Origin of the sequence: Arthrobacter sp. UKPF54-2 (assembly GCF_007858535.1) — a bacterium.
Taxonomy (GTDB): Bacteria; Actinomycetota; Actinomycetes; order Actinomycetales; family Micrococcaceae; genus Arthrobacter.
Genome location: NZ_CP040174.1, coordinates 2909968 through 2933256, shown reverse-complemented (window position 1 = coordinate 2933256; position 23289 = coordinate 2909968). Strand labels below are relative to the sequence as shown.

The following is a 23289-nucleotide window of genomic DNA, read 5'->3' as shown; positions in this document are numbered from 1 at the left end:
CGACCGGCCATCGGCCGGGCGGGGCACTACTGGAGGGAACCGGAACTGAGGAGACACAGGGCTGAGGGCCGGAAGTCGTTGATCCACTACGTTGAGGGAGTGCACCAGTGCAGGAAACATCAGCCAACCAGGTAGCGGCCAATGCGACGTCCTCATTCACCGAGCACCTGCAGCGTTCACGGCCCGAACTGCTGCCGTACAACGCCCTGCAGCACGGCATCCCTTCCGGAACCGCCGCCGGGCCGCTGCAAACCCCGCACGCCACCACCATCGTTGCCATGACCTACGCCGGGGGAGTGCTGATGGCGGGGGACCGACGGGCAACCATGGGCAACGTCATCGCCAGCCGGCACATCGAGAAGGTGTTTCCGGCGGACCAGTACTCCGTGCTCGGCATTGCCGGAACCGCCGGCATCGCCCTGGACATCACCCGGCTGTTCCAGGTCGAGCTGGAGCACTACGAAAAAATCGAAGGCACGCAGCTGAGCCTGGACGGCAAGGCCAACCGGCTTGGCGCGATGATCCGCGGCAACCTCCCGATGGCAATGCAGGGCCTCGCCGTCGTCCCGCTGTTCGCCGGCTTTGACCGGCCCGCCGGCGTCGGCCGCCTGTTCTCCTACGACGTCACCGGCGGCCGTTACGAGGAGCAGGAACACCACACCGTCGGCTCGGGTTCCATGTTCGCCCGCGGGGCGTTGAAGAAGCTCTGGCGGCCCGGCCTTTCGGAGGCCGAAGCCGTCCAGGTGGCCGTCGAAGCGCTCTACGACGCGGCCGACGACGACTCCGCCACCGGCGGCCCGGATCCCGTCCGGCAGCTCTGGCCCGTGGTCTACACCGTCACCCGCTCCGGCGCCGTCCGTGTCCCGGAGCGCCAGCTCGCGGCGGTGGCCGGGACCATCATCGAATCACGGGCCGTAGCCCAGCGGGAGGCCTGAGATGACCCAGCAGTTCTATGTCTCACCCGAACAACTGATGAAGGACCGGGCGGACTTCGCCCGGAAGGGGATAGCCCGGGGACGGTCGGTGGTGGTCATCAGCTGCCGGGACGGGATTGCCCTCGTGGCGGAGAACCCCTCGCCGTCGCTGCACAAGATCGGCGAGATTTACGACAAGATCGCCTTCGCTGCCGTCGGCAAGTACAACGAGTTCGAGAGCCTCCGCCAGGCCGGGGTGCGGTACGCGGACGTCCGCGGCTACTCCTACGACCGCGAGGACGTGACGGCGCGCGGGCTCGCCAGCGTTTACGCGCAAAGCTTGGGGGCGGTGTTCACGGCCGAACAGAAGCCCTTCGAGGTGGAGCTGGCCGTGGCCGAGGTGGGCCCCAGCCCGGAAGCCGACCACCTCTACCGGCTCACCTTCGACGGCTCCATCGCGGACGAGCAGGGGTTCATCGTGATGGGCGGCCAGGCGGACAAGGTCTCCGAGGCCGTCGCCGCCGGCTGGCGCGGGGAGCTCGACTTCGCCGGGGCGATCCGCCTGGCCCTGGCCGGACTGGTCGCGGACAAGGAAACCGACGCGTTGCCGGCGTCGGCCGTGGAGGTCGCCGTCCTGGACCGCGGCTCGGAGAGCAGCCGGGGCACCCGGCGCGCGTTCCGCCGCCTGGACGACGCCGACGTGGTGGCACTGCTGGCAGAGGAGAACTGACATGGACAAGCGCATTTTCGGGATCGAAACCGAATTCGGAATCTCCTATTCGAGCCCGGAGTCCCGCCCGCTGGCGCCGGAGGAAGTGGCCCGCTATCTCTTCCGCAAGGTGGTCAGCTGGGGACGTTCCTCCAACGTGTTCCTGACCAACGGCTCCCGGCTGTACCTGGACGTGGGCTCCCACCCCGAATACGCCACCGCCGAGTGCGACGACCTGGCCCAGCTGATCGCCCATGACCGGGCCGGCGAACTGATCCTGGACGACCTCGTGGACGAGGCGCAGGAACGCCTGGCGGCCGAAGGCTTCAACGGCACCGTGTACCTGTTCAAGAACAACACCGACTCGGCCGGCAACTCCTACGGCAGCCACGAAAACTACCTGATCCCGCGCCGCGGCGAGTTCTCCCGGCTGGCCGAAATCCTGATCCCCTTCCTCGTGACCCGCCAACTGATCGCCGGCGCGGGCAAGATCCTGAAGACCCCGCACGGGGCCACCTTCGCGTTCTCCCAGCGGGCGGACCACATCTGGGAGGGTGTCTCCTCGGCAACAACCCGCTCGCGTCCCATCATCAATACCCGCGACGAGCCGCACGCCGACGCCGAGTTCTACCGGCGGCTGCACGTGATCGTGGGGGACTCGAACATGTCCGAGACCACGGCCCTGCTCAAGGTCGGCACCGTGGACCTGATCCTGCGGATGATCGAGGCCGGTGTGATCATGCGCGACATGCGGATGGAGAACCCCATCCGCAGCATCCGGGAGATCTCCCACGACCTGAGCGGGCGCGCGGTGGTGCGCCTCGCCAACGGCCGGCAGCTGACCGCCCTGGAAATCCAGCGCGAATACCTGGCCAAGGTGACCGAGTTCGTGGCGGACCGGGGGGCCCACAACGCCCACGTCCCGCTGATCCTGGACCTGTGGGAACGCACCCTGGACGCGATCGAGAGCGAGAACACGAGCGCCATCGACACCGAGGTGGACTGGGCGATCAAGAAGAAGCTGATGGACAACTACCGGGAACGTCACGGCCTGGAGCTGGACGCGCCCCGGATCGCCCAGCTGGACCTCACCTACCACGACATTTCCCGCAGCCGCGGGCTGTTCTATTTGCTCCAGTCCCGCGGCGCGGCCCGGCGTGTGGTCGATGACACCGCCGTCAAGGACGCCGTCGACGCCCCGCCGCAGACCACCCGGGCGAAACTGCGCGGCGACTTCGTCCGCCGGGCGCAGGAACTGGGCCGCGACTACACCGTGGACTGGGTCCATTTGAAGCTCAACGACCGCGCCCACCAGACGATTTTGTGCAAGGATCCGTTCCGCAGCGTGGACGACCGGGTGGACGCCCTGCTGGACTCTATGGGCTGATACCCAGCTTTCCGCGTTATTGTGGGGAAGGTGCCGTTTCACGGCTACCGCATGCTTTGCCGCTGGCACCCGGCCGGCGAAGCGTCCATCCTGCCCCGACGAAAGTTCTTACGTGCGCCGACTATTAGCAATTCTCATCCCCGGACTGCTGCTGTTCACCGCCTGTGGCGGCGGCGAACCAGCCGCCCCCGAGCCCACCAGCCAGTCCGCCGGTGAGACCGCAAAGCTCGACTCCCTGAAACTGACGGACAACGGCGAGAAGAAGGCCCCCGGCGTCGAATTCACCAAGCCGCTCGACGTCAAGGAATTCACCACCAAATTGGTTAGCGAGGGTTCGGGAGAAAGAGTCAAGGCTGACCAAGTGGCGGAACTTTCCGTGGCCGGTTTCAGCGGCACAGACGGCTCGTCCCTTGGCGATAACTTCGCGCAAGATCCTGAGGCATTTGAACTCAGCAATGAAGTTAAGTCCGGTAACCCTGCGCTGTACAACGTTTTGGTTGGTGCGAAGGTCGGCTCGCTCATCGCCGTGGCCGTGCCGGGACAGGCAGCCGCCCAGGGCTCTCAGGCCCAGCCGACGCAGGTGTTGATCGCCAAGATTGTGGGCGTCAAAGCAGCCCCGAAGCCTTTGAGCCAAGAGGAAACCGACAAACTCGACAAGGACGGCAAGCTGCCGAAGGTGTCATTCGATGACAAGGGCGCCCCGTCGGTGGAAATCCCGAAGACGGATGCCCCGACGGGCCTGTCTGTAAAGGTTTTGTCCGAGGGATCAGGCGACAAGATCGCCGCCACAGATTCAATTGAGGCCAACTACACTGGTTGGCGCTGGGAAGACGGCAAGAAGTTTGATTCCAGCTACGACCGCGGCGAAGCCGCAACATTTCCCCTCACCGGCGTAATCAAGGGATGGACCCTTGGGTTGACTGATCAGAAGGTCGGCTCGAAGGTTCTCTTGACCATTCCGGAAGACCTCGCATACGGCAAGACCGCTGCAGCCCAGGGTAAGCCCGCGGGACCTTTGGTTTTCGTCGTTGAAATCAAGGCAAAGAAGTAGCGACAAGGCCCGCACCACCCCATCTAGCCACCCCCAGAAGGAGCAACCATGTCATTTGGACAGCGCAACCTCGACCGCCAGAAGCCGGAAATTGATTTCCCCGAGGGCGACGTACCCACTGAGCTCGTCATCACCGACCTGATCGAGGGCGAAGGCCCCGAGGCCAAGGCCGGCGACACCGTTTCCACCCACTACGTTGGCGTGGCCTGGTCCACCGGCGAGGAGTTCGATGCGTCGTGGGGCCGGGGCGCGCCCCTGGACTTCCGCGTCGGCGTCGGCCAGGTCATTCAGGGCTGGGATCAGGGCCTGCTGGGCATGAAGGTCGGCGGCCGCCGCCGGCTGGAGATCCCCTCCGAACTGGCCTACGGCTCCCGTGGCGCCGGCGGAGCGATCGGCCCCAACGAGGCGCTGATCTTCGTCGTCGACCTCGTCGCCGTCCGCTAAGCGGCTAGGACCCTTCAGCGGCATCCGGCCTGGAAGCGCGGTAACAATCGGAAAGTTCTTCCGGCTGTTGCCGCGCTTTCGCCGTTTTAAGCCCGGGGACTTTAGTAACCTTGCGGAGTGTCCGCCTCACGTACCGAACGACTCCTGAACCTGCTCATCGCCCTGCTCAACACCAGGTACGGCCTTCGCCGCAGCGAACTGCGCGAGAAGGTCTACCACGACAGCACCAGCACCGAAGCCTCCTTCGGGCGGATGTTCGAGCGGGATAAGGGCGAACTGCGCCACTTCGGCTTTGAGGTGGAGACGGTCACCGATACGGGCTGGGGCTCGGACGATCCCGCCACCACGCGCTACCGGATCGGCAAGGAATCCAACCGGCTGCCGGACGTCAGCCTCACCCCCGCCGAGTGCACGGTCCTGATCCTGGCCGCGCAGCTCTGGGAGCAGGCCGCCCTCGGCTCTGCGGCCCGGAACGCCGTGCGCAAGCTCCAGGCCTCCGGCGGCCTGCTGGACGCCGAACTTCCCGCCGGGGTCCAGCCCCGCATCCGGCCGGCCGGCCAGGCTTTCGAGGACCTCGTTGCTGCAATTCACGCCCAGCACCCCGTGAGCTTCCGTTACCTGGCCGGCAGCACCGGGCAGGAGGAGACCCGCACCGTCGAGCCCTGGGGCCTGGGCAGCCGCTTCGGCCAGTGGTACCTCGTGGGCCACGACCGCGCCCGCGGCGACAAGCGCTTCTTCCGGCTCTCGCGCTTCACCTCCGCCGTCACCGTGCTGGAGGAGACGTTCACCCCGCCGCCGTCGTTCAACGTCCGCGAGCAACTGGCCGCCCTGCCCGAACTGCCCGTGAGGCACGCCGTCGTCGACGTCGCCGCCGGTGCGCTGCTGGGGCTGCGCAAGCACTCACTGCCCTTCGACGGCGGCGCCGGCGCCGACGGCGCAGAATCCGCCGCCGAACCTGACGCGGAAGCCTCCGCCGAGGCCGCGGCGGTCCCGCCGCGCGTCGGCTTCGACCGGCTCAGCGTGCCGTACCGGGACGCGGAAACCCTCGCCGCCGAACTCGCCTCCTACGGCCCGAAGGCCGTCGTCGTCGCCCCGCACGGGCTGCACGCGGCCGTGCGGAGGAGGCTGGAAGCCGCCGCCGCCTTCGCCGCGGCCCCGGAGCCGCCCATCAACTTCCCGCGCTCGGAACAGCCCAAAAGGACCCGGAAGCGCACCTCGGAAGACCAGCTCAAGCGGATGCTGCAGCTGGTCCCGTTCCTGGTCCACAACCAGGGCCTGCACATCAGCGAGGTCGCCGACCGTTTCGGCGTCACCCGCAAGGAACTCGAAGACGACCTGCGCATCCTGATCTGCTCGGGACTGCCGGAGGGCTACCCGGACGATCTGCTGGATATCCGGTGGGACGACGACCACGTCTACATCTTCGAGGACCTGGACCTCAAGCGGCCGGTGCGGTTCAGCGTCGACGAGGCCTGCGCGCTGCTGACCGGCCTGGAAGCCCTCAACGGACTGCCGGGTCTCGACGAGGGCGGCGCCCTGGAATCCGTCACGCTCAAGCTCATGGCTGCCGCGGGCGAGGAGGGCCTCAAGGCCGCGGCCGTCTCCGGCCCCGAGGTGGCCCCGGCGGATTCCGCCACCCTGGAAACGGCGCGGGAGGCGATCCGGACCGGCGCGCAGCTGCGGCTCACATACCTGGCCCCGCAACGCGACGCCGTCTCCGAGCGCGACGTCGACCCGCACCGGCTCTACTCGCTGGACAGCACCTGGTACCTCGAGGCGTACTGCCACACAGCGGAGGGCCTGCGGAACTTCCGGCTGGACCGGATCCAGGAACTGGTGCCCACCGGACGCCCGGTGTCCTCAACCGCCAGCCCGGCCGGCAGCTTCCCGGTGAAGCTGTTCACCCCCAACGACGACGACGCCGTGGTTGTGCTGGAGCTGACCCGGCAGGGCGCCGGGCTGGCTGACGACTACTACGCCGAACGGACCGCGGCCCTCCCGGACGGAAACATGCTGGCGGAAATCCGCTTCGGCAGCGCGGACTGGCTGCCCATGCTCGCCGCCCAGCACGGCGGGGCCGTCAGGATCCTGCAGCCCCCGGCCCTGGCCGCAGCAGCCCGGGAATGGCTGGGCGCCGCCCTCGCCGGGTACGAGGAGCACGCGGCACGCCAGCTAGACTGATCAGCATGCCTTGGTGGACCTGGATCGTGATCTGGATAGCGCTCATTTCGCTGTCACTGCTCTTCTACGGCGTGCTCGGCGTCCGGCTGTTCCGGCAGTTCATGGCCACGGTCAAGGAGCTCGGGGAAGCGGGGGACCGCTTCTCCAACTTCGCCTCCGCGCCGCTTACCTCCGGTTCAGCTGCTGTTCATGTGGACCCCGTAGGCTCTAACGGCGACGGGGAAGGCACCGGATCCGGCCTGCGGGCCGCGCCCGGTTCGGCCGTTTTTGCCCCGCCCGCGTCGATGCGACATGATTACCATGCATCGAAAGTTGCCCGGCAGAAAGCCCGGCGCTTGCGCCGGATCCGGCGCAAGGCGGAGCGTGGCCAGCCCCAAGCGCTGCGCGACATCAATCTCCGTTAGACATACGATGGATTCAAACGAAAGGACCACCCGGCATGAGGCTTGAAGGCTGGCATCTCATCATCATCATCGTCCTGGCACTGGTGCTTTTCGCTGCACCGAAGCTGCCCGGAATGGCCCGCAGCCTGGGGCAGTCGATGCGGATTTTCAAATCCGAGGTCCGCGAAATGAAGAAGGACGGCAACCCCGAAGCGGCCGCCGATTCCGACGCCGTCGAAGGCAAGGTCGTGAACCACCCCCGGTCCAACGGCACCGAAAGCCGCCCCGGCGAGGGAACCGACGTTCCGCCGCCGAACCGCGCCTAGAACCGCATGGCAGTAACCATGAGCCGCCGATCGAACCCCGAGGGCCGGATGGCCCTGCTGGACCACCTCAAGGAGCTGCGGAACCGGCTGTTCAAGTCGGCGATTGCCGTCGTCCTCGGGACCGTCGTCGGGTTCCTCGTCTACCAGCCCATGCTGGCGGCGCTGATCAAGCCGATCCGCGACCTGAACGAACACGAGGGCCGGCAGGCCTCGCTGAACTTCGACGGCGTGGCGAGCTCCTTTGACCTGATGATCCAGGTGTCCGTGTTCCTGGGCCTGATCGTCGCGAGCCCCGTGTGGCTCTACCAGCTCTGGGCCTTCATCGTCCCGGGGCTGCACAAAAAGGAACGGCGGCTGGCGCTCTCCTTCGTCGCGGCCGCCGTGCCGCTGTTCGTCGGCGGTGTCCTGCTGGCCTGGCTGGTGCTGCCCAACGCCGTGCGCGTGCTGACGGACTTCACCCCCTCCGGCGGCTCCAACTTCATCAGCGCCCAGGTCTACCTCTCCTTCGTGCTGCGCCTGCTGCTCGCCTTCGGCATCGCGTTCCTGCTGCCGGTGGTGCTCTTCGGGCTGAACCTGGCCGGGCTGGTCAAGGGCCAGCAGCTGGTCAAGAGCTGGCGGATCACCGTGTTCCTGGTCTGCCTCTTCGCCGCCATGGCCGCCCCCGGCGCCGACGCGATGAGCATGTTCTACCTCGCCGTGCCCATGCTGGTGCTGTTCTTCACGGCGATCGGACTGTGCCTGCTCAACGACCGCCGGCGTGACAAGCGGGCCGCCAAGGTGGCCGCCGAGACCGAAGCCACCGCGGACCAGGCGACTCCGAGCTCCGAGCTGGAGAATCTCTAGCCGTTGGCCCACTAGGCTGGAAGCATGTCCTCACTACCCGGGCCGGAGTCGCCGTCCGAGCGCTACCGCGCCAGCGCCGAGCGGGCCGCAGAAGCCAAGACCTACCTGGGCGGCTTCACCCGCTCGCTCGCCTTCGACCTCGATCCTTTCCAGCGCGAGGCCTGCCTCTCGCTGCAGGCAGGCCGCGGTGTACTGGTCGCCGCTCCGACCGGAGCCGGCAAGACGATCGTGGGCGAGTTTGCTATCTACCTGGCCCTCCAGCGCGGGCTGAAGGCCTTCTACACGACGCCGATCAAGGCGCTGAGCAACCAGAAGTACACCGAACTCGCGGAGAAGTACGGCGCCGCCCAGGTGGGCCTGCTGACCGGGGACACCAGCATCAACGGCGAGGCTCCCGTGGTGGTGATGACCACCGAGGTGCTGCGCAACATGCTCTACGCGGACTCGGAGACCCTGGACGACCTGGGCTTTGTGGTGATGGACGAGGTCCACTACCTCGCCGACCGCTTCCGCGGCGCCGTCTGGGAAGAGGTCATCATCCACCTCCCCAGCGAGGTGCAGGTCGCCTCACTGAGCGCCACGGTCTCCAACGCCGAGGAATTCGGCGCCTGGCTGGACACGGTCCGCGGCCAGACCGACGTAATCGTCTCCGAGCACCGTCCCGTCCCGCTCTGGCAGCACGTGATGGTGGGGCGCAAGATCGTGGACCTGTTTGCCGGCGACACCAGCTTTGACGAGATCGCCCCGGCGGGGGACGCCGCCGTCGCTGCCGTGTCCGCCACCGCGGAGAGCGCCGGCAGCGTGATCACCGAACAGGCCGGCTTCGAGGTTAACCCGGAACTGCTGTCCATGGCGCGGGCCGAGAGCCAGATGAACTTCCGCGGCCGCTTCGGCCACGGCGGCCGCAACCAGCGCCAACGGAACCAGCGCAGCCAGCGGGACCAGGCCCCGCAGGGCACCCGCAGCCCGGTCCGGAAAGCCAGCCGCCCGCAGGTCATCGCCAGCCTGGACCGGATGGACCTGCTGCCGGCCATCACGTTCATCTTCTCCCGCGCCGGCTGCGACGCGGCGGTGGCGCAGTGCGTCTCCGCCGGGCTGTGGCTGACCACCGAGCAGGAACAGGCCGTCATCGCCCGGCGCGTCGACGAGGCCGCGCAGGACATCCCCTCCGACGACCTGGACGTGCTCGGTTTCTGGAGCTGGCGGGACGGGCTGCTCCGCGGCCTCGCCGCGCACCACGCCGGCATGCTGCCCACGTTCAAGGAAGTGGTGGAGAAGCTCTTTGTGGACGGCCTCGTCAAGGCCGTGTTCGCCACCGAAACCCTCGCACTCGGCGTCAACATGCCGGCGCGCTGTGTGGTGCTGGAGAAACTGGACAAGTTCAACGGCGAGGCGCACGTTAACATCACCGCGGGGGAGTACACCCAGCTCACGGGCCGGGCAGGCCGCCGCGGCATCGACGTGGAGGGCCACGCCGTCGTGCTCTGGCAGCCGGGGACCGATCCGGCAGCCGTGGCCGGCCTGGCGTCCCGGCGGACGTACCCGTTGAACTCCAGCTTCCGGCCCACGTACAACATGTCCATCAACCTCGTGGCGCAGTTTGGCCGCCCGCGGGCCCGGGAAATCCTTGAGTCCTCCTTCGCCCAGTTCCAGGCGGACCGCTCCGTCGTCGGGCTGGCCAAGCAGGTCCGCAGCCGGGAGGAATCCCTCGCCGGCTTCAGCAAGTCGATGGAATGCCATCTCGGCGACTTCACCGAGTACGCCAGGCTGCGCCGGGCGCTCTCGGATGCGGAGAACAGCGCTGCGAAGGGCACCTCCCGAGCCCGGAAGTCGCTCACCGAGGATTCCCTGAGCCGGCTGCTGCCCGGTGACGTTGTGGACGTGCCCTCGGGCCGGGCGCCCGGCCTGGCCGTGGTGCTGAGTTCGGACCACCACTCCCGGGAGCCGCGCCCGGCCGTGATGACGCTCGACAACCAGCTGCGCCGGATCGGCCTGCACGACGTCGAAGGCCCGCTCGCGCCAATCACCCGGGTCCGGATCCCCAAGTCCTTCAACGCCAAGGTGCCCAAATCCCGGCGCGACCTCGCGTCCTCGGTCCGCAACGCCATCCGGGAGAGCCGCCCGCCGGCACCGCCGAACCGTAACGAGGACTTCGGCCGTGCCGCCGCGCTGCCGAACATGGAGAAGAAGATCGCCGAGCTGCGCCGCGAACTCCGGGCCCACCCCTGCCACGGCTGCAGCGACCGCGAGGACCACGCCCGCTGGTCCGAGCGCTGGTGGAAGCTCCGCCAGGAGACCGACGGCCTGATCCGCCAGATCCAGGGCCGCACCAACACCATCGCCAAAACGTTTGACCGGGTCTGCGGCGTGCTCTCCAGCTACGGCTACCTCGAAACTTCGGACGCCGGGACTCTCTCGATCAGCCCGGACGGCCAGCGACTCCGCCGGATCTACGGGGAGAAGGACCTGCTCATTTCGCAGTCGCTGCGGATGGGCGCCTTCAGCGACCTCGATGCCGCCGAGATTGCGGCGCTGGCCAGCGTCCTGGTCTACCAGGCCAAGCGGGAGGACCGCGGCCTGCGGCCCAAGATGCCCAGCGTCTCGCTTGAGTCCGCCGTCGACACCGTGGTGCGCGAATGGTCCGCCCTGGAAGACGTCGAGGAGGCCAACAAGCTGCCCCTCACCGGTGAGCCGGAACTGGGACTGGTGTGGCCCATCTTCAAATGGGCCAAGGGCCGCCACCTCCAGGAGGTGCTCAGCGGCACGGACCTGGCCGCCGGCGACTTTGTCCGCTGGGTCAAGCAGGTCATCGATCTGCTGGACCAGCTGGCGAAGATCCCCGGACTCGAACCGCGGGTGGCACGGCTTTGCGCCGAGGCGATCACGCTAGTCAAGCGCGGCGTCGTCGCCTACTCGGCCGTCGCGTGAGTCTTCCCTAGCGGCCCCGGACCGTCCGCCCGCCCTTTCTTCACCCTGCCCGGCCCCGCCGCCGGCGACCTGCCACAAGGAGATCCACACCATGACCGCTTCACCGTCCGAGGCATCCGAGACACCGCAGGCACCGCAGCCGCCGCGCAAGGTGACGCTGTACCGCAACGGCTCCGTCTACACCGCGGCGGACCCCTTCGCGACGGCCATGCTGGTCGACGGCGACACGGTGGCCTGGGTCGGTTCCGAGCAGGCGGCCACCTCCATCGCCGACTCCTCGATGGAGGTCATTGACCTGCAGGGCGGGCTGCTGGCCCCCGGCTTCGTGGACTCGCACGTGCACCTGACGGAGACCGGGATCGCGCTGGATTCGCTGCAGCTCGGCGGGATCCGTTCCGCGGCCGAACTGCTCGACGCCGTCGCCCGCTCCGCCGGTTCCGGCTCGGCGGGTCCGGTGCTGGGGCACGGCTGGGACGAGACGCTCTGGGCCGATCCGGCCCTGCCGACCCGGGAGGAGCTGGACCGGGCTGCGGGCGGCCGGCCCGTGTACCTGTCCCGGGTGGACGTGCACTCGGCCCTGGTCTCTGCCTCGCTCGCCGGGGCGTCAGGGCTGGAGGGCCTCGACGGTTATTCCGACGGCGCCTCCGACGGGCAGGTCAAGCGGGCTGCCCACACCGCGGCGCGGCTCGCTGCCCGGAAACTCCCGGCCGACGCCCTGCGCGGCTACCAGCAGGCTGCGCTGGCCGAGGCGGCCGCCAACGGCTACGTGGCGCTGGCCGAAATGGCGGCCCCGCACATTGGCAGCATCGAGGACCTGCAACTCGCGGCCGGCTGGAACACCCGTGACCGCGCCGGCGAGGCCGTGCCGGAGATCCTTCCGTACTGGGGCCAGCTGGCCGGCTCCGTGGAGCATGCCCGGTCCATCCTCGAAAGCCTGGGCGTCCCGGTGCTGGGCTTGGCCGGGGACCTGAACATGGACGGGTCGATCGGTTCACGCACCGCCGCCCTGCGCAGCGACTACAGCGACGCGGCAGGGGAGCGCGGCAGCCAGTACCTCTCCGTGGAGGAGGCGGCCGCCCACATTGCGGCGTGCTCGGTGCTCGGCATCCAGGCCGGTTTCCATGTGATCGGCGACGCCGGGCTCGATGCCGCGCTCCAAGCCCTGGACCGCGCCGCCGCCGACGTCGGAGAACAGCGTGTCCGCGCGGCAGGCCACCGGCTGGAACACGTCGAAATCGCGGACCCGGACGCCATCTCCCGGCTGGCCAAGTACTCGGTGACGGTCAGCGCCCAACCAGCCTTCGACGCCCTCTGGGGCGGGGAGGGGCGCCTCTACGCCCAGCGGCTCGGCGCCCGGCACGCCGCCATGAACCCCTTCGGTTCTTTCTACTCTGCCGGAGTGCCGGTCTGCTTCGGCAGCGACAGCCCGGTTACGCCGTTGCGGCCCTGGTCCAGCGTCCGCGCCTGCCTAGAGCACCACAACGCGGAGGAGCGGATCTCCGCCCGGGCCGCCTTCCTGGGCCACACCCGGGCAGGCTGGCGGGCGGCGCGCTACCGGAACCCGATGGCTGGCCAGCTGGTCCCGGGCGCACCGGCGAGCTTCGCGGTCTGGGAAGTCGAAGAGCTGATGGTCCAGGTCGCCGACGGCAGGGTCCAGTCCTGGAGCACGGACCCGCGCGCCCGGACGCCCCTGCTCCCGGCCCTGGACACCGGCAGCGATCCGGTCTGCCTGCAGACCGTGCGCGACGGCGTCGAACTCTTCTCCGCCGGCTCGCTCTGACGCTAGGGTCCACGCCCGGCGGCGGCCGGACGACTGACTATAATGGGAAGCTGTGCCTGCAGTCGGCTTAAGCCGCCTGCCCCGGCCTTCGACCGCTCCCTCCAAGGAAAGGCCCCGCTGTGCGTGTCCTCACGATCATCCCGACCTACAACGAGCTGGAATCGTTGCCCAAGACCCTTGGGCGCCTTCGCACTGCAGTGCCGGCCTCCGACGTCCTGGTGGTGGATGACAACAGCCCCGACGGCACGGGACAGCTCGCGGACCGTATCGCCGCCGAGGACAGCCAGGTCCACGTCCTGCACCGGGAGGGCAAGGCCGGTCTCGGCGCGGCGTACATCGCCGGCTTCAAGTGGGGCCTGGACGCCGGCTACGACATCCTCGTCGAGATGGATGCGGACGGCTCGCACAAGCCGGAGCAGCTGCCGCAGCTGATCGAGGCCGTGGAACAGGGTGCCGACCTCGCCATGGGTTCCCGCTGGGTTCCGGGCGGCAGCGTGGTGAACTGGCCGCTGTACCGCCAGGCCATCTCCCGGGTGGGCAGCACCTACGCGCGGATCATGCTGGGCGTCAAGATCAAGGACGTCACCGGCGGCTTCCGCGCTTTCCGCCGCAGCACGCTTGAAAAGCTCAACCTGGATTCGGTCGATTCGGTGGGCTATGGCTTCCAGGTGGACCTCGCCTGGCGTGTCGCCAAGCTGGGCCTGAACATTGTGGAGCGCCCCATCACCTTCGTTGAGCGCGAACTCGGCGCGTCGAAGATGAGCGGCAACATCGTGGTCGAGGCCATGATCAACGTGACCAAGTGGGGTCTCACCGCCCGCTGGAACACCCTCAGCCGTAAACTCGGGCGCAAATAGCACGGACACAAAAGGCCGGGCCGGCACCTCAATGAGGTGCCGGCCCGGCCTTTTCGCTCAGTGACTGGCCGACTAGGCGGAGCGGCGTTCACCGCGGCGTTCACGCAGGATAGTGAGCCGGTCTTCGAGGATCTGCTCCAGCTCCGGCAGGGAGCGGCGCTCAAGCAGCATGTCCCAGTGGGTGCGGACGGCCTTTTCGTTGCTGTTGACGGGGCGTTCGCCGTCGACCAACAGGGCCTCCTTGCCGGTCTTGGAAACCCAGACCGGGGGGATCTCCGCTTCGGAGGAGAACGTCACAAACACCTGCTCGCCGTCCTCGCAGCGGTACTCAACGCGCTGGCGCGGAGCCGGTTCGACGCCGGATTCGGTCTCCATGCTCTGTGCGCCAAGGCGCATACCCCGCAGGCTGCGATCGCTCATCTTTTCTCCCTTATGATCGGTTCGCAGGGCCGGGCCCTGCGCTAGCCGGGGGCCATCAGGACCACACCGGACTACTTGTTGCATGCGTTTTGGTTCGGCGGTCCCCACTGCAGAAATCGTCAGTAGATATAACGCGCCGCGAAGCGTAATTGTTCCGGCAGGCTGAACCGTCCGGACAAATACTCAACTATACGCGGGTGCGGCGGCGCAGGTAAAGCCGGTGAACGGCGGAAGGCACCCGCCGGAACGGGTGCCTCCCTGGTGTTTCACGGTTTAACTGCCGTCCGCTCGCGGGTCGGGGTTGGTGCCGCCCAGGACGTTGCCGATGCCTTTGAGCGCCTCGCCGACCTCGCTGGGGATGATCCACAGCTTGTTGGAGGTGCCTTCGGCGAGCTTCGGAAGCGTCTGCAGGTACTGGTAGGCCAGCAGCTTCTGGTCCGGGTTGCCCTTGTGGATGGCGTCGAAGACCTTCTGGATGGCCTGCGCCTCGCCGTCGGCCCGCAGGATGGCCGCCTGGGCGTCACCCTCGGCCTTCAGGATCGAGGACTGGCGCTGGCCTTCGGCCGTGAGGATGGCGGACTGCTTGGTGCCTTCCGCGGTCAGGATCGCGGCGCGGCGGTCACGCTCGGCGCGCATCTGCTTCTCCATCGAATCCTGGATGGAGTGGGGCGGGTCGATCGCCTTGAGCTCCACCCGGGAGACCCGGATGCCCCAGCGGCCGGTGGCTTCGTCCAGCACACCGCGGAGCTGGCCGTTGATCTGGTCCCGCGAGGTCAGCGCCTCTTCGAGGTTCAGGCCGCCGACGACGTTTCGCAGGGTCGTCGTCGTGAGCTGTTCGACTGCCTGGATGTAGTTGGCGATCTCATAGGTGGCGGCGCGAGCGTCGGTGACCTGGAAGTAGACCACGGTGTCAATTGAGACCACTAGGTTGTCCTCGGTGATCACCGGCTGCGGCGGGAAGGACACCACCTGTTCGCGCAGGTCGAGCAGGGGCAGCAGCCGGTCAACGAAGGGGATCAGGATGGTCAGGCCCGGGTTCAACGTCCGCTGGTACTTGCCGAGGCGTTCCACAACGCCGGCGCGGGCCTGCGGCACGATCCGCACCGAACGCACCAGCACGATTATTACGAACGCAACGAGTACCAGCAGCACTATTGCGACTGCGATATCCATACATCACCTTTTTCCCCAGATATGTGGTTTTGTGTGTGCGGCGGTCCGGCTGCCGCGGATCCTGCAGCCGGTGGCGGCTGCAGGAAGATTGTGGGCCCCGGTCGGGGCGGGGGCCGTTACTGCGCGGCCGGGTCCGGTTCCGGAACGACGACGGCGGTGGCCCCGTCGATGGCCCTGACGACGGCGTGCTGTCCGGGGGCGAGCTCACCGGTTTCCGTGCGGGCGCTCCAGACGTCCCCGCCGATCTTGACCCGGCCGCCGGTGGCGCTCACGGGCTCAACGACGAGGGCGGATTCGCCGATCAGGCGTTCGACGTTGCTGCGCTGGTCGGCCGGGCTGCTGCGCAGGTGCTTGAGGGCCACGGGCCGCACGAAGCCGATCATCAAGAGCGAGACGACGCTGAACACGACGATCTGGAGCCAGAGGTCGGCGCCCGCGAACGCGGAAATCAGCCCGGCCAGGGCACCGCCGCCGAGCATGATGAAGAACAGGTCGAGGGTGAGCATCTCCACCACCGCGAACACCAGAAAAATCGTGAGCCACAACGCCCACCAGTTCTCGGCCAGCCATTCAAACATCATTTCCCCCTTGCCGATCCGTCCGGGCGCCTGCAGGCGCAGGCCCTCCGTAACGTGGTTCCATCCTAAGCCGGACGGCAAGGACCGGCATGGGCTGCGGAAATCAGGCGCCGAACGTGGCCAAGTCGTTACGTTTGCGGGTCCGTCGCCGGGGGCGCGGCGGGCAACGGCAGCGGTTCGAAGACGCTGATCCTGAACCTCGCTGACACGGCGGTGCGGGGCGGGAGGCCGGCCACCCGGGCGGCCAGGGCGCCGCGGTCCAGGTGGTGGCCCGCGGGGCCCATCAGGGCCAGGTTTGCCACATCGGACGGTGAGAGGCTCAGCGCCAGGTCCAGCTCGCGTCCACCGCGCGCCGCGAAGTGGCCGGCCAGCGACGCCGTCAGGCGCTCGTCCTTGGCGGGTTCGATCCCCAGCATGCCGGTCTGCCCGGCGACTTCGGCCAGGTGGCCGGGCCTGGGCGTGACTACGATCAGGCGGCCGCCAGGACGCAGCACCCGGGCGAATTCGGCCGCGTTGCGCGGAGCGAACACCACGGTGACGACGTCGACGGCGGCGTCCGCCAGCGGCAGCGGCTGCCACACGTCGCCGACGAGGTTGACCGCCTCGGGGTTCAGCCGGGCTGCCCGGCGCAGCGCGAACTTTGAGATGTCCAGGCCCACCGCAGCCGCCGCCGGGACGCGGTCCAGCAGCGCGCGCAGGTAGTGCCCGGTGCCCGTGCCGGCGTCGAGCACGGCGGACCCGGAACCGGCAAGGAACGGCGCCGCGAGGTCGGCGACGGCGTCGGCCAGGCCGCGGTAGTGCCCGGCCGAGAGGAAGTCGAAGCGCGCCGCCACCATGTCCGCGGAGTCCGCCTCGAAAACGGTGCCCTTCCCGGTCAGGAAGTTGAAGTAGCCCTGTTTGGCGGCGTCGAAACTGTGCCCGGCCGGGCAGACGAGGGAGCGAAGGCCGCTGCCCGCAGCGAACGGGCTCCGGCATACGGGGCACAGGAGGGCAACGGGGTAGGCGGGCATAAGGTCCATCGTAGGCCGGGCACACCCGGGCCGGACCTCTGACCTCGGGGCCTCGCCGCGCCGGTGTGAGGCATTTCACGTCGCGGCCGGCAGCGGCTAGGCTCGCACTCGTGAAATCCGAACATCTGCCCCTGCTCAAGTCCGTTTCGACCCCGGCCGTGCACCCTGACGGTTCCCGGGCCGTCGTGTCCGTGGTCCGCCCCGATTTCGACGCCGACTCATACGTGGGCCAGCTCTGGACCGTGCCGGTGGATCCGGCGCTGCGGCCGCGCCGGATCACCCGCGGCTTCCGCGACACCGCCCCGGACTTTTCCCCGGACGGCGAGGTGCTGGCGTTCCTCCGCGCAGCGCCCGGTGGCAAACCGCAGCTCCACGTCGTCGAGGCCGGCGGCGGGGAGCCTGTAGCGGTGACGGACGCGCCGCTCGGAGTGGGCGCCTTCACCTGGTCCCCTGACTCCCGCAGCATCGTCTTCAGCGCCCGGACGCCTGAGGACGGACGCTATGGCACGGTCGACGGGGTCTCCGCCGGCGGCGAGGACGCCCGCCTGATCACGGATTACCAGTACCGGATGAACGGCGTCGGCTACACGGCGGACAAACCGCTGCAGCTGTTCGTCGTCGAGGTCCCGTCCTTGGACGAGGAGCCCGCCGTCGCCCCGGCCGGCCGTGCCCTGAAAGCGGCCACGTCCGCCGACGGCGGCGAAACGGAGGGCCGCAAGGGGACCCGGAGCCTGCCGGCGGCACGCCAGCTGACCACGGCCGCGACGGACCACAACGGCGCCAGCTTCAGCGCGGACGGCGGCGCCCTGTACTTCACCGCCGCCCTGCACGAGGGCAGCGACAACGACCTGGTCAGCGGGGTCTACCGGCTGCCGCTGCCCGCTGGCGACGCCGCCGCGGCAGACGCCAACGCAGACTCCGGAGAAGCCGCCCCGGAAGAGGTGCCCCTCGCCGGCACCGCCCGGCTCTCCGCCTCCGCCGTCCGCCAGAGCCGGGACGGCCGGTGGCTGTACTTCACGGCGCAGGACCTCGGCCCCACGGGCCAGGACTTCGTCGCCCGCAACACGGCGCTCTTCGTTATGCCGGCCGGGGGCGGGGACGCCGTCGCGCTCAGCGACGTGGAGACCCTGGACCTGGTCGGCGGCCTGGAGCCGGCCGGCTCCGACGGGGTCCTGGTCCTGAACAACGCGCGCGGCACCATGGAGCTGCTGGAGTTCGGCCCCGACGGGCGGCGGAGCACCCTGCTGGACGGCGACCGGGTGGTCACGGGCGCGGCCGAACGCGCCGGAACGGTGCTGCTGAGCTTCAGCGACGCGGCGACCGCCGGCGACGTCGCCGTCCTCGACGCCGGCGGCCTCCGGGTGTTGACCGACTTCTCGGCGCCGCTGCGGGCCGACGCCGGCATCCTGCCCCCGCAGGAGCTCACGTTCGCTTCGCCCGACGGCTATCCGGTGCACGGCTGGCTCGTCGCGCCCGCGGGGGAGGGGCCGCACCCGGTGCTGCTCAACATCCACGGCGGCCCGTTCGCCCAGTACAGCGGGGCGCTCTTCGACGAGGCCCAGGTGTACGCCGCCGCCGGATATGCCGTGCTGATGTGCAATCCGCGCGGCTCCGCCGGGTACGGCCAGGCCCACGGCCGCGCCATCAAGGAGCGCATGGGAACCGTGGACATGCAGGACGTCCTGGCGTTCCTGGACGGGGCGCTGGAGAAGTTCGAGGACCTCGACGCCGGCGCGCTCGGCATCATGGGCGGTTCCTACGGGGGCTACCTGACGGCCTGGACCATCAGCCATGACCACCGCTTCAAGGCCGCGATCGTGGAGCGCGGCTACCTCGATCCGGTGAGCTTCACGGGGTCCTCGGACATCGGCTGGTTCTTTGGCGGCGAGTACACCGGCCGCTCGGCCGAGCAGATGGCGGCGCAGAGCCCGATGGCCCGGGTGGAGCACGTGCGCACGCCCACCCTGGTCATCCACAGCGAGGAGGACCTGCGCTGCCCGGTGGAGCAGGGCCAGCGCTATTTCACCGCCCTCAAGCAGCTCGGTGTGGAGGCCGCGTTCCTGGTGTTCCCGGGCGAGAACCATGAGCTTTCCCGCTCCGGCACCCCGCACCACCGCCGGCAGCGTTTCGACCAGATCCTTCAGTGGTGGTCGCGGCATCTTCCGTCGGCGGCCAACCCGGCACCACAGGACGGCGCGGCGGCCGCGGCGCCCGCCGCCGGCTAGCCGGGGGTGTCGGCTAGCTGCCGGGGTCGTCCGGCAGGAACCCCAGTTCCTGCCGGGCGTGGCCGATGTCCGGCTGGGCCCAGCGGGCGGAGTATTCGGCGTTGTTGCTCAGCGATCGCAGCTCGGCCCGGTCCAGGTACAAGACGCCGTGCACATGGTCCGTCTCGTGCTGCACGATGCGGGCCTGCCAGCCGGTGAAATCCCGCTGCTGCGCGGTCCCGTCCACCGCGGTAAAGTCCAGCCGCACCGATTCGGGCCGCAACACGGCGGCCTGCAGGCCGTTCAGGGACAGGCAGCCCTCGTAAAACGCCTTCTTGGCCATGCCCAGCGGCTCGTAGCGCGGATTCAGCATGGCGAAGAACGGCAGACGCTCCCGGCCGCGCGCCGCCGCGACGTCGGGGTCGACGTCGAACCTGTCCTCCAGGACGGCCAGCTGCAGCGGGATTCCCAGCTGCGGGGCGGCGAGTCCGACGCCGGGCGCCTTGTGCATGACCCGGCGCATCAGGTCGACCAGCCGGCCAAGCTCGGCGTCGTCGAGCTGGCCGGTGAACGGGACCGCCTGCTGCCGGAGGACCGGATGCCCCACCTGGACGATGGGCGGAAGCACCCCGGCGTTCAGGATCTGCTCGACTGCCGCCCGGATGGCTTCTTTGCTGGCCTCGGCGGTGGGGGCGGTGTAGCTGGCATCATTCGTGGCGTCTGGACACATGGCACCAGACTACTGGCGTCCGCACGCAGAAGTGACGAAATCGTAGATCCTGCCCCGCAGTTGCGCACCCGCGTCGACCTTCAGCGCGCCCTCCCGCCCGGCGACGGTGACGTGCAGCGGGATCAGCGTGCCCACCTTGTCCTCAGCCACGGCGTGCGGGTCGCACCGGGCCGGGCGGATGCCGAGCCGCAGCTCGCGGACCGGCCCGGCCGCGTCGACCCGCAGCCCAGTGGGCCAGGGCGCGCTGCCGTCCTCCTCCAGGAGTGTGGTTGCGCCGATGCTGTTGATCGTCAGTTCCCTGTCCGAGGGGTCGCCGGCCGGGTGACGCGGGGCGATGACCAGGTGCAGCACGGCGGTCCTGGCATCCGGGGACAGTTCCAGCGCGGGACCGAACCGGAATTCGGCGACGTCGGCGGCCGCCTGCGCCACGCACATTTCGCTATTGTTCCGTGGCAGCACACCAAAGGGGTCGGTGGCCACGGTCGTCACCGTCCGTCCCGGAGCGCCAGCGGCCGGCGCAAGCACCACCTCGACGTCGGCGGCCGGCGGGTCTGCGGCCCGGCCCTGCGCGGCGGCCGGGTCGGGGCAGGACGCGGCCGGAAGCCGGGCGGGCAGGCTCTTCGTCTGGCCCGGTGGCAGTTCCGTCCCGGCGTCCGCCGCGTTCCAGCCGATTTCGGACGCAAAGAGCTGACTCTGCAGCCCGGCCGCGAGCACGGTGATCGGCTCGCCGGTGGTGTTGGTCAGCTGGATCTCGATAATCTGCCGGCTGTAGTTGTCACGGAACTGGCTGATTTGCGCCGTCAGCGGCCCGGCGCCGGGCGACGTCGACGGATTAGACAGCGACGTCGACGGCGCCGTTCCGATCCCGGGACCTCCCGGCGGCGTGCTGCAGGACGCCGCCGCCATCAGGACCAGCACGACGGCGGGCCACCGGAGGTGCGCAGGAAGGCTGACCATGCGGTCAGTCTAGGCGGTGCCGCGGCGGCGGGCAGGGGAGTGTGCCCCGAGCGGCCGGCTGTGCCTTGAAGGGTAGTCTCAGTCCATGACTTCACCGAAACCTGTGGACGTTGTGCTGGGCCTGTTGCGCACCATCGAGGCCGGCGGCGGCGCCGAGGCGATTGCTCCGTTCCTGGCCGAAGACTACGTCCTGACCGAGGCGCCCCATCTGCTGGCGCCGGAGGGGTCGACCCGCACCCGTGCCCAGGTCCTGGACGGCGCCGAACACAGCGGCGAGATCGTCTCCGGGCAGCACTTCGAGGTGCGGCGCAGCACCTGTGAGGGAGGCCGCGTGGTGGTGGAGGCCGACTGGTCCGCGACCGTGCTGATGGACCTGCCGCACTGGGACAAAGGCGATGAGATCCGGGCCCGGACCGCCTCGGTGTTCGAGGTCCGGGACGGCCGGATCAACAGCCAGCACAGCTACGACTGCTACTACACACCGCGCTAACGCGTGGAGCGCCTCCGCCGGTTGCGGTTCCTTTATTGCGGCTACTGCATGGTGAAGCGGCGGGCCACAAACCGGTTCGCGGCCGGGACCGCGGCCACGGCGGCAATGGCGCCGTTGCGGGCCGCCAGCAGACCTCCCGGCAGTGGCCGGCCCAGGGTCATGTTGATCTCCGACTGCAGGGCAGCGCGCGCCGCCTGGCGCATCCGGTTCCGTTCGAAGGCCGCCAGTCCGTTGCGGTTGCCGGCAAGTAGCCCCGGCACCAGGACTGCCAGGGCAAGCGCGTCGAGCCAGCCCAGGCTCATGCCCTGGCCCCCGATTGGGCTGATTTCGTGTGCCGCATCTCCGATCAGGATGACACGCCCGGACACCATGCGCCGGGCCAGCCGGGCACGCACACCGAAGCCGCTGAGCATGCTTTGGCTGCCGGCGTCGACGTTGATGCCGGTCCGCCGCCGGACTTCCCGGGCAAGCCAGCCGGCGTCGGGACCGGCGGCCCTATTAGCGCCGTCGTACCCGCCAATGTGCACGCCGTCGTCTGCACCTAGCCGGACCACCCAGCGCCGCCGCTGGCCCGGCAGCGGAAACGACTCCACAATCCCGTCCCCGGCCAGGAACAGCGCGGCATCGGGACCGAACGCGGTGCCGTCGGCGAAGTCGCCCATAAGGTAGCGGTCCGGATAGTCCCGGCACCGCAGCGGCACCCCGAGATTTGCCCGGGCTGCGGACCGGACCCCGTCGGCGGCGATCACGACGGGCGCGGAAATCCACTCCTCCGCCCCGTCGACGCAGGCCTCAACCGTGACGTGGGCGCCGTCGTCGTGCAGCCCTGTCACACGGACACCGCGGCGCAGGGTCTCCGGATTGAGCCCGCGCACCCGTTCCTCGAGCACGGCTTCGGTGGCATTCTGCGGCAGCGACAGCACAAACGGGAACCGCTCGGACACGCCGGCGAAGGACATTTCGGCAAGGGTGGAGCCGCGGCTGAGAGCCAGGCCGCGCCGGATCGGGACGCCCCGGCGGACGAGCTCCTGGTCCACCCCGATCCGGCCGAGCGCCTCCAGTGCCGGCGGGTGGATGCCAATGGCGCGGGAGTGCGGTTCCGGCGTGGCCCGCTGTTCGAGCACCGTCACCGCGACGCCCCGCTGCAGCAGCAAGGCCGCCATAAAGAGGCCCACCGGACCTCCGCCGATAATAACGACGTCGCTCACAGGGCGCTCCGCTCTGGTGGCAGGGCCTTCGCCAGGATGAGCAGATTTCGGAAGGGGGAGCGGGGCTGCACGGTCCAGCCCGGGGGAGCGGCGGCGCGCAGTTCGGCGGCGGTGTAGCTGCGCCGGATCGAGGTCAGGCCGTCCTGTCTGATGTAGGACCCGCGGAACGGCAGGGCGGCGGCCCAGAAGAGTGCGTAGGCGGCCGCGCTGCGGCGGAGATCGTTGTGGATCACCGTTCCGGCGCTCAGCGCGGCCGATTCGGCGAGGAAGCCGGCCAGTTCCCCGGAGTCCAGGTGATGCAGCACGTGGTTGGACACGACGACGTCGAAACGCGCACCTTCGCCGAGCAGCTCCGCCGTGTTCCGGCGCCGGAATATCACGCCGTCGCGGCTCCGCCGGCGCCCGGCGAAGGCGGCGGCGCGCTCGTCCGGGTCGATCGCCGTGATCTGAAGCCGCAGCCCGTCCCGGGCCGCCCACTTCGAGAGCATGATCGGGACGTCGCCGCCGCCGCAGCCGATGTCCAGCAGCGTCGTGGCGATCTCCCTGGAGAGCAACGGCCGGAGCTCCCGCCGGTAGATGCCCCGCCAGCCGGACACCGCCCGGTTGACCAGGGCAAACTGGGCGTAGGTCCGGTCCAGCCGCGCCGGATCACAGTCGGGCCGGTCCATCTCCTCAACAGCGTCCAGGGCACGCGTTCGCAGCGGGACCATGGCTCC

General features: G+C 69.2%; 22 protein-coding genes. 14 read left to right on the top strand and 8 right to left on the bottom strand.

Annotated features, from left to right (window positions below; genetic code table 11):
• The first annotated feature begins 107 nt into the window (after positions 1-107).
• The 12 genes from prcB to E7Y32_RS13465 all read left to right on the top strand — a co-directional run bounded on the left by prcB (position 108) and on the right by E7Y32_RS13465 (position 13803).
• The gene (gene prcB, locus E7Y32_RS13520) at positions 108-935 is read left to right on the top strand and encodes a proteasome subunit beta (RefSeq protein ID WP_146337556.1); all 828 of its coding nucleotides are present in this window, start codon (positions 108-110) and stop codon (positions 933-935) included.
• A gap of 1 nt (position 936) precedes the next feature.
• Positions 937-1644, top strand: coding sequence for a proteasome subunit alpha (prcA, locus tag E7Y32_RS13515; protein WP_146337555.1), 708 nt, complete (start codon positions 937-939; stop codon positions 1642-1644).
• Position 1645: 1 nt separating this feature from the next.
• Positions 1646-3010: a Pup--protein ligase gene (gene pafA, locus E7Y32_RS13510; RefSeq protein ID WP_146337554.1), complete on the top strand. Its 1365-nt coding sequence runs from the start codon at positions 1646-1648 to the stop codon at positions 3008-3010.
• Positions 3011-3122: 112 nt separating this feature from the next.
• The gene (locus E7Y32_RS13505; protein ID WP_146337553.1) at positions 3123-4061 is read left to right on the top strand and encodes an FKBP-type peptidyl-prolyl cis-trans isomerase; all 939 of its coding nucleotides are present in this window, start codon (positions 3123-3125) and stop codon (positions 4059-4061) included.
• Positions 4062-4109: 48 nt separating this feature from the next.
• Positions 4110-4505, top strand: coding sequence for an FKBP-type peptidyl-prolyl cis-trans isomerase (locus tag E7Y32_RS13500; RefSeq protein WP_146337552.1), 396 nt, complete (start codon positions 4110-4112; stop codon positions 4503-4505).
• Positions 4506-4622: 117 nt separating this feature from the next.
• Positions 4623-6686, top strand: coding sequence for a YafY family protein (locus E7Y32_RS13495; protein ID WP_146337551.1), 2064 nt, complete (start codon positions 4623-4625; stop codon positions 6684-6686).
• 5 nt (positions 6687-6691) lie between these two features.
• Positions 6692-7090: a hypothetical protein gene (locus E7Y32_RS13490; RefSeq protein ID WP_146337550.1), complete on the top strand. Its 399-nt coding sequence runs from the start codon at positions 6692-6694 to the stop codon at positions 7088-7090.
• 35 nt (positions 7091-7125) lie between these two features.
• Positions 7126-7395 (top strand): Sec-independent protein translocase subunit TatA, encoded by a 270-nt coding sequence (gene tatA, locus E7Y32_RS13485; protein WP_146337549.1) that lies wholly within the window; start codon positions 7126-7128, stop codon positions 7393-7395.
• 48 nt (positions 7396-7443) lie between these two features.
• Positions 7444-8238, top strand: a complete 795-nt coding sequence (gene tatC, locus E7Y32_RS13480) for a twin-arginine translocase subunit TatC (protein ID WP_186467117.1) — start codon at positions 7444-7446, stop codon at positions 8236-8238.
• Between the two features lie 24 nt (positions 8239-8262).
• Complete coding sequence (locus tag E7Y32_RS13475) at positions 8263-11166, top strand: RNA helicase (protein WP_146337547.1); 2904 nt, start codon at positions 8263-8265, stop codon at positions 11164-11166.
• Positions 11167-11257: 91 nt separating this feature from the next.
• The gene (locus tag E7Y32_RS13470) at positions 11258-12946 is read left to right on the top strand and encodes an amidohydrolase (protein ID WP_146337546.1); all 1689 of its coding nucleotides are present in this window, start codon (positions 11258-11260) and stop codon (positions 12944-12946) included.
• A 119-nt stretch (positions 12947-13065) separates the two neighbouring features.
• On the top strand, positions 13066-13803 hold the full coding sequence (locus E7Y32_RS13465) for a polyprenol monophosphomannose synthase (RefSeq protein ID WP_146337545.1): 738 nt from the start codon (positions 13066-13068) through the stop codon (positions 13801-13803).
• A 72-nt stretch (positions 13804-13875) separates the two neighbouring features.
• Here the strand turns inward: E7Y32_RS13465 and E7Y32_RS13460 are convergent, their stop codons facing one another.
• The 4 genes from E7Y32_RS13460 to E7Y32_RS13445 form a co-directional block, all read right to left on the bottom strand.
• The gene (locus tag E7Y32_RS13460) at positions 13876-14223 is read right to left on the bottom strand and encodes an RNA polymerase-binding protein RbpA (protein ID WP_026266329.1); all 348 of its coding nucleotides are present in this window, start codon (positions 14221-14223) and stop codon (positions 13876-13878) included.
• 273 nt (positions 14224-14496) lie between these two features.
• Positions 14497-15396 carry an SPFH domain-containing protein gene (locus E7Y32_RS13455; protein ID WP_146337544.1) on the bottom strand — a complete coding sequence of 300 codons (900 nt, stop codon included), beginning with the start codon at positions 15394-15396 and terminating at the stop codon, positions 14497-14499.
• A 116-nt stretch (positions 15397-15512) separates the two neighbouring features.
• Positions 15513-15974, bottom strand: coding sequence for an NfeD family protein (locus tag E7Y32_RS13450; RefSeq protein ID WP_146338678.1), 462 nt, complete (start codon positions 15972-15974; stop codon positions 15513-15515).
• A gap of 128 nt (positions 15975-16102) precedes the next feature.
• Positions 16103-16984, bottom strand: a complete 882-nt coding sequence (locus tag E7Y32_RS13445) for a methyltransferase domain-containing protein (protein WP_146337543.1) — start codon at positions 16982-16984, stop codon at positions 16103-16105.
• Between the two features lie 110 nt (positions 16985-17094).
• Between E7Y32_RS13445 and E7Y32_RS13440 the strand changes: the two genes are divergently transcribed.
• Positions 17095-19209 (top strand): S9 family peptidase, encoded by a 2115-nt coding sequence (locus E7Y32_RS13440; protein WP_146337542.1) that lies wholly within the window; start codon positions 17095-17097, stop codon positions 19207-19209.
• 13 nt (positions 19210-19222) lie between these two features.
• Here E7Y32_RS13440 and E7Y32_RS13435 read toward each other — a convergent pair whose 3' ends face one another.
• Both E7Y32_RS13435 and E7Y32_RS13430 read right to left on the bottom strand, forming a co-directional pair.
• Complete coding sequence (locus E7Y32_RS13435) at positions 19223-19918, bottom strand: peptide deformylase (protein WP_146337541.1); 696 nt, start codon at positions 19916-19918, stop codon at positions 19223-19225.
• Positions 19919-19927: 9 nt separating this feature from the next.
• Positions 19928-20875, bottom strand: a complete 948-nt coding sequence (locus E7Y32_RS13430; RefSeq protein WP_261382448.1) for a hypothetical protein — start codon at positions 20873-20875, stop codon at positions 19928-19930.
• Positions 20876-20960: 85 nt separating this feature from the next.
• Here E7Y32_RS13430 and E7Y32_RS13425 point away from each other — a divergent pair, with 85 nt between their 5' ends.
• Positions 20961-21365 (top strand): nuclear transport factor 2 family protein, encoded by a 405-nt coding sequence (locus tag E7Y32_RS13425; RefSeq protein ID WP_146337540.1) that lies wholly within the window; start codon positions 20961-20963, stop codon positions 21363-21365.
• Positions 21366-21406: 41 nt separating this feature from the next.
• Here E7Y32_RS13425 and E7Y32_RS13420 read toward each other — a convergent pair whose 3' ends face one another.
• Together E7Y32_RS13420 and E7Y32_RS13415 are read right to left on the bottom strand one after the other, a co-directional pair.
• Complete coding sequence (locus E7Y32_RS13420) at positions 21407-22573, bottom strand: NAD(P)/FAD-dependent oxidoreductase (RefSeq protein ID WP_146337539.1); 1167 nt, start codon at positions 22571-22573, stop codon at positions 21407-21409.
• Positions 22570-23283 (bottom strand): class I SAM-dependent methyltransferase, encoded by a 714-nt coding sequence (locus E7Y32_RS13415; RefSeq protein WP_146337538.1) that lies wholly within the window; start codon positions 23281-23283, stop codon positions 22570-22572. Before E7Y32_RS13415 ends, E7Y32_RS13420 begins: the two co-directional genes overlap by 4 nt.
• Between the last annotated feature and the right edge of the window lie 6 nt (positions 23284-23289).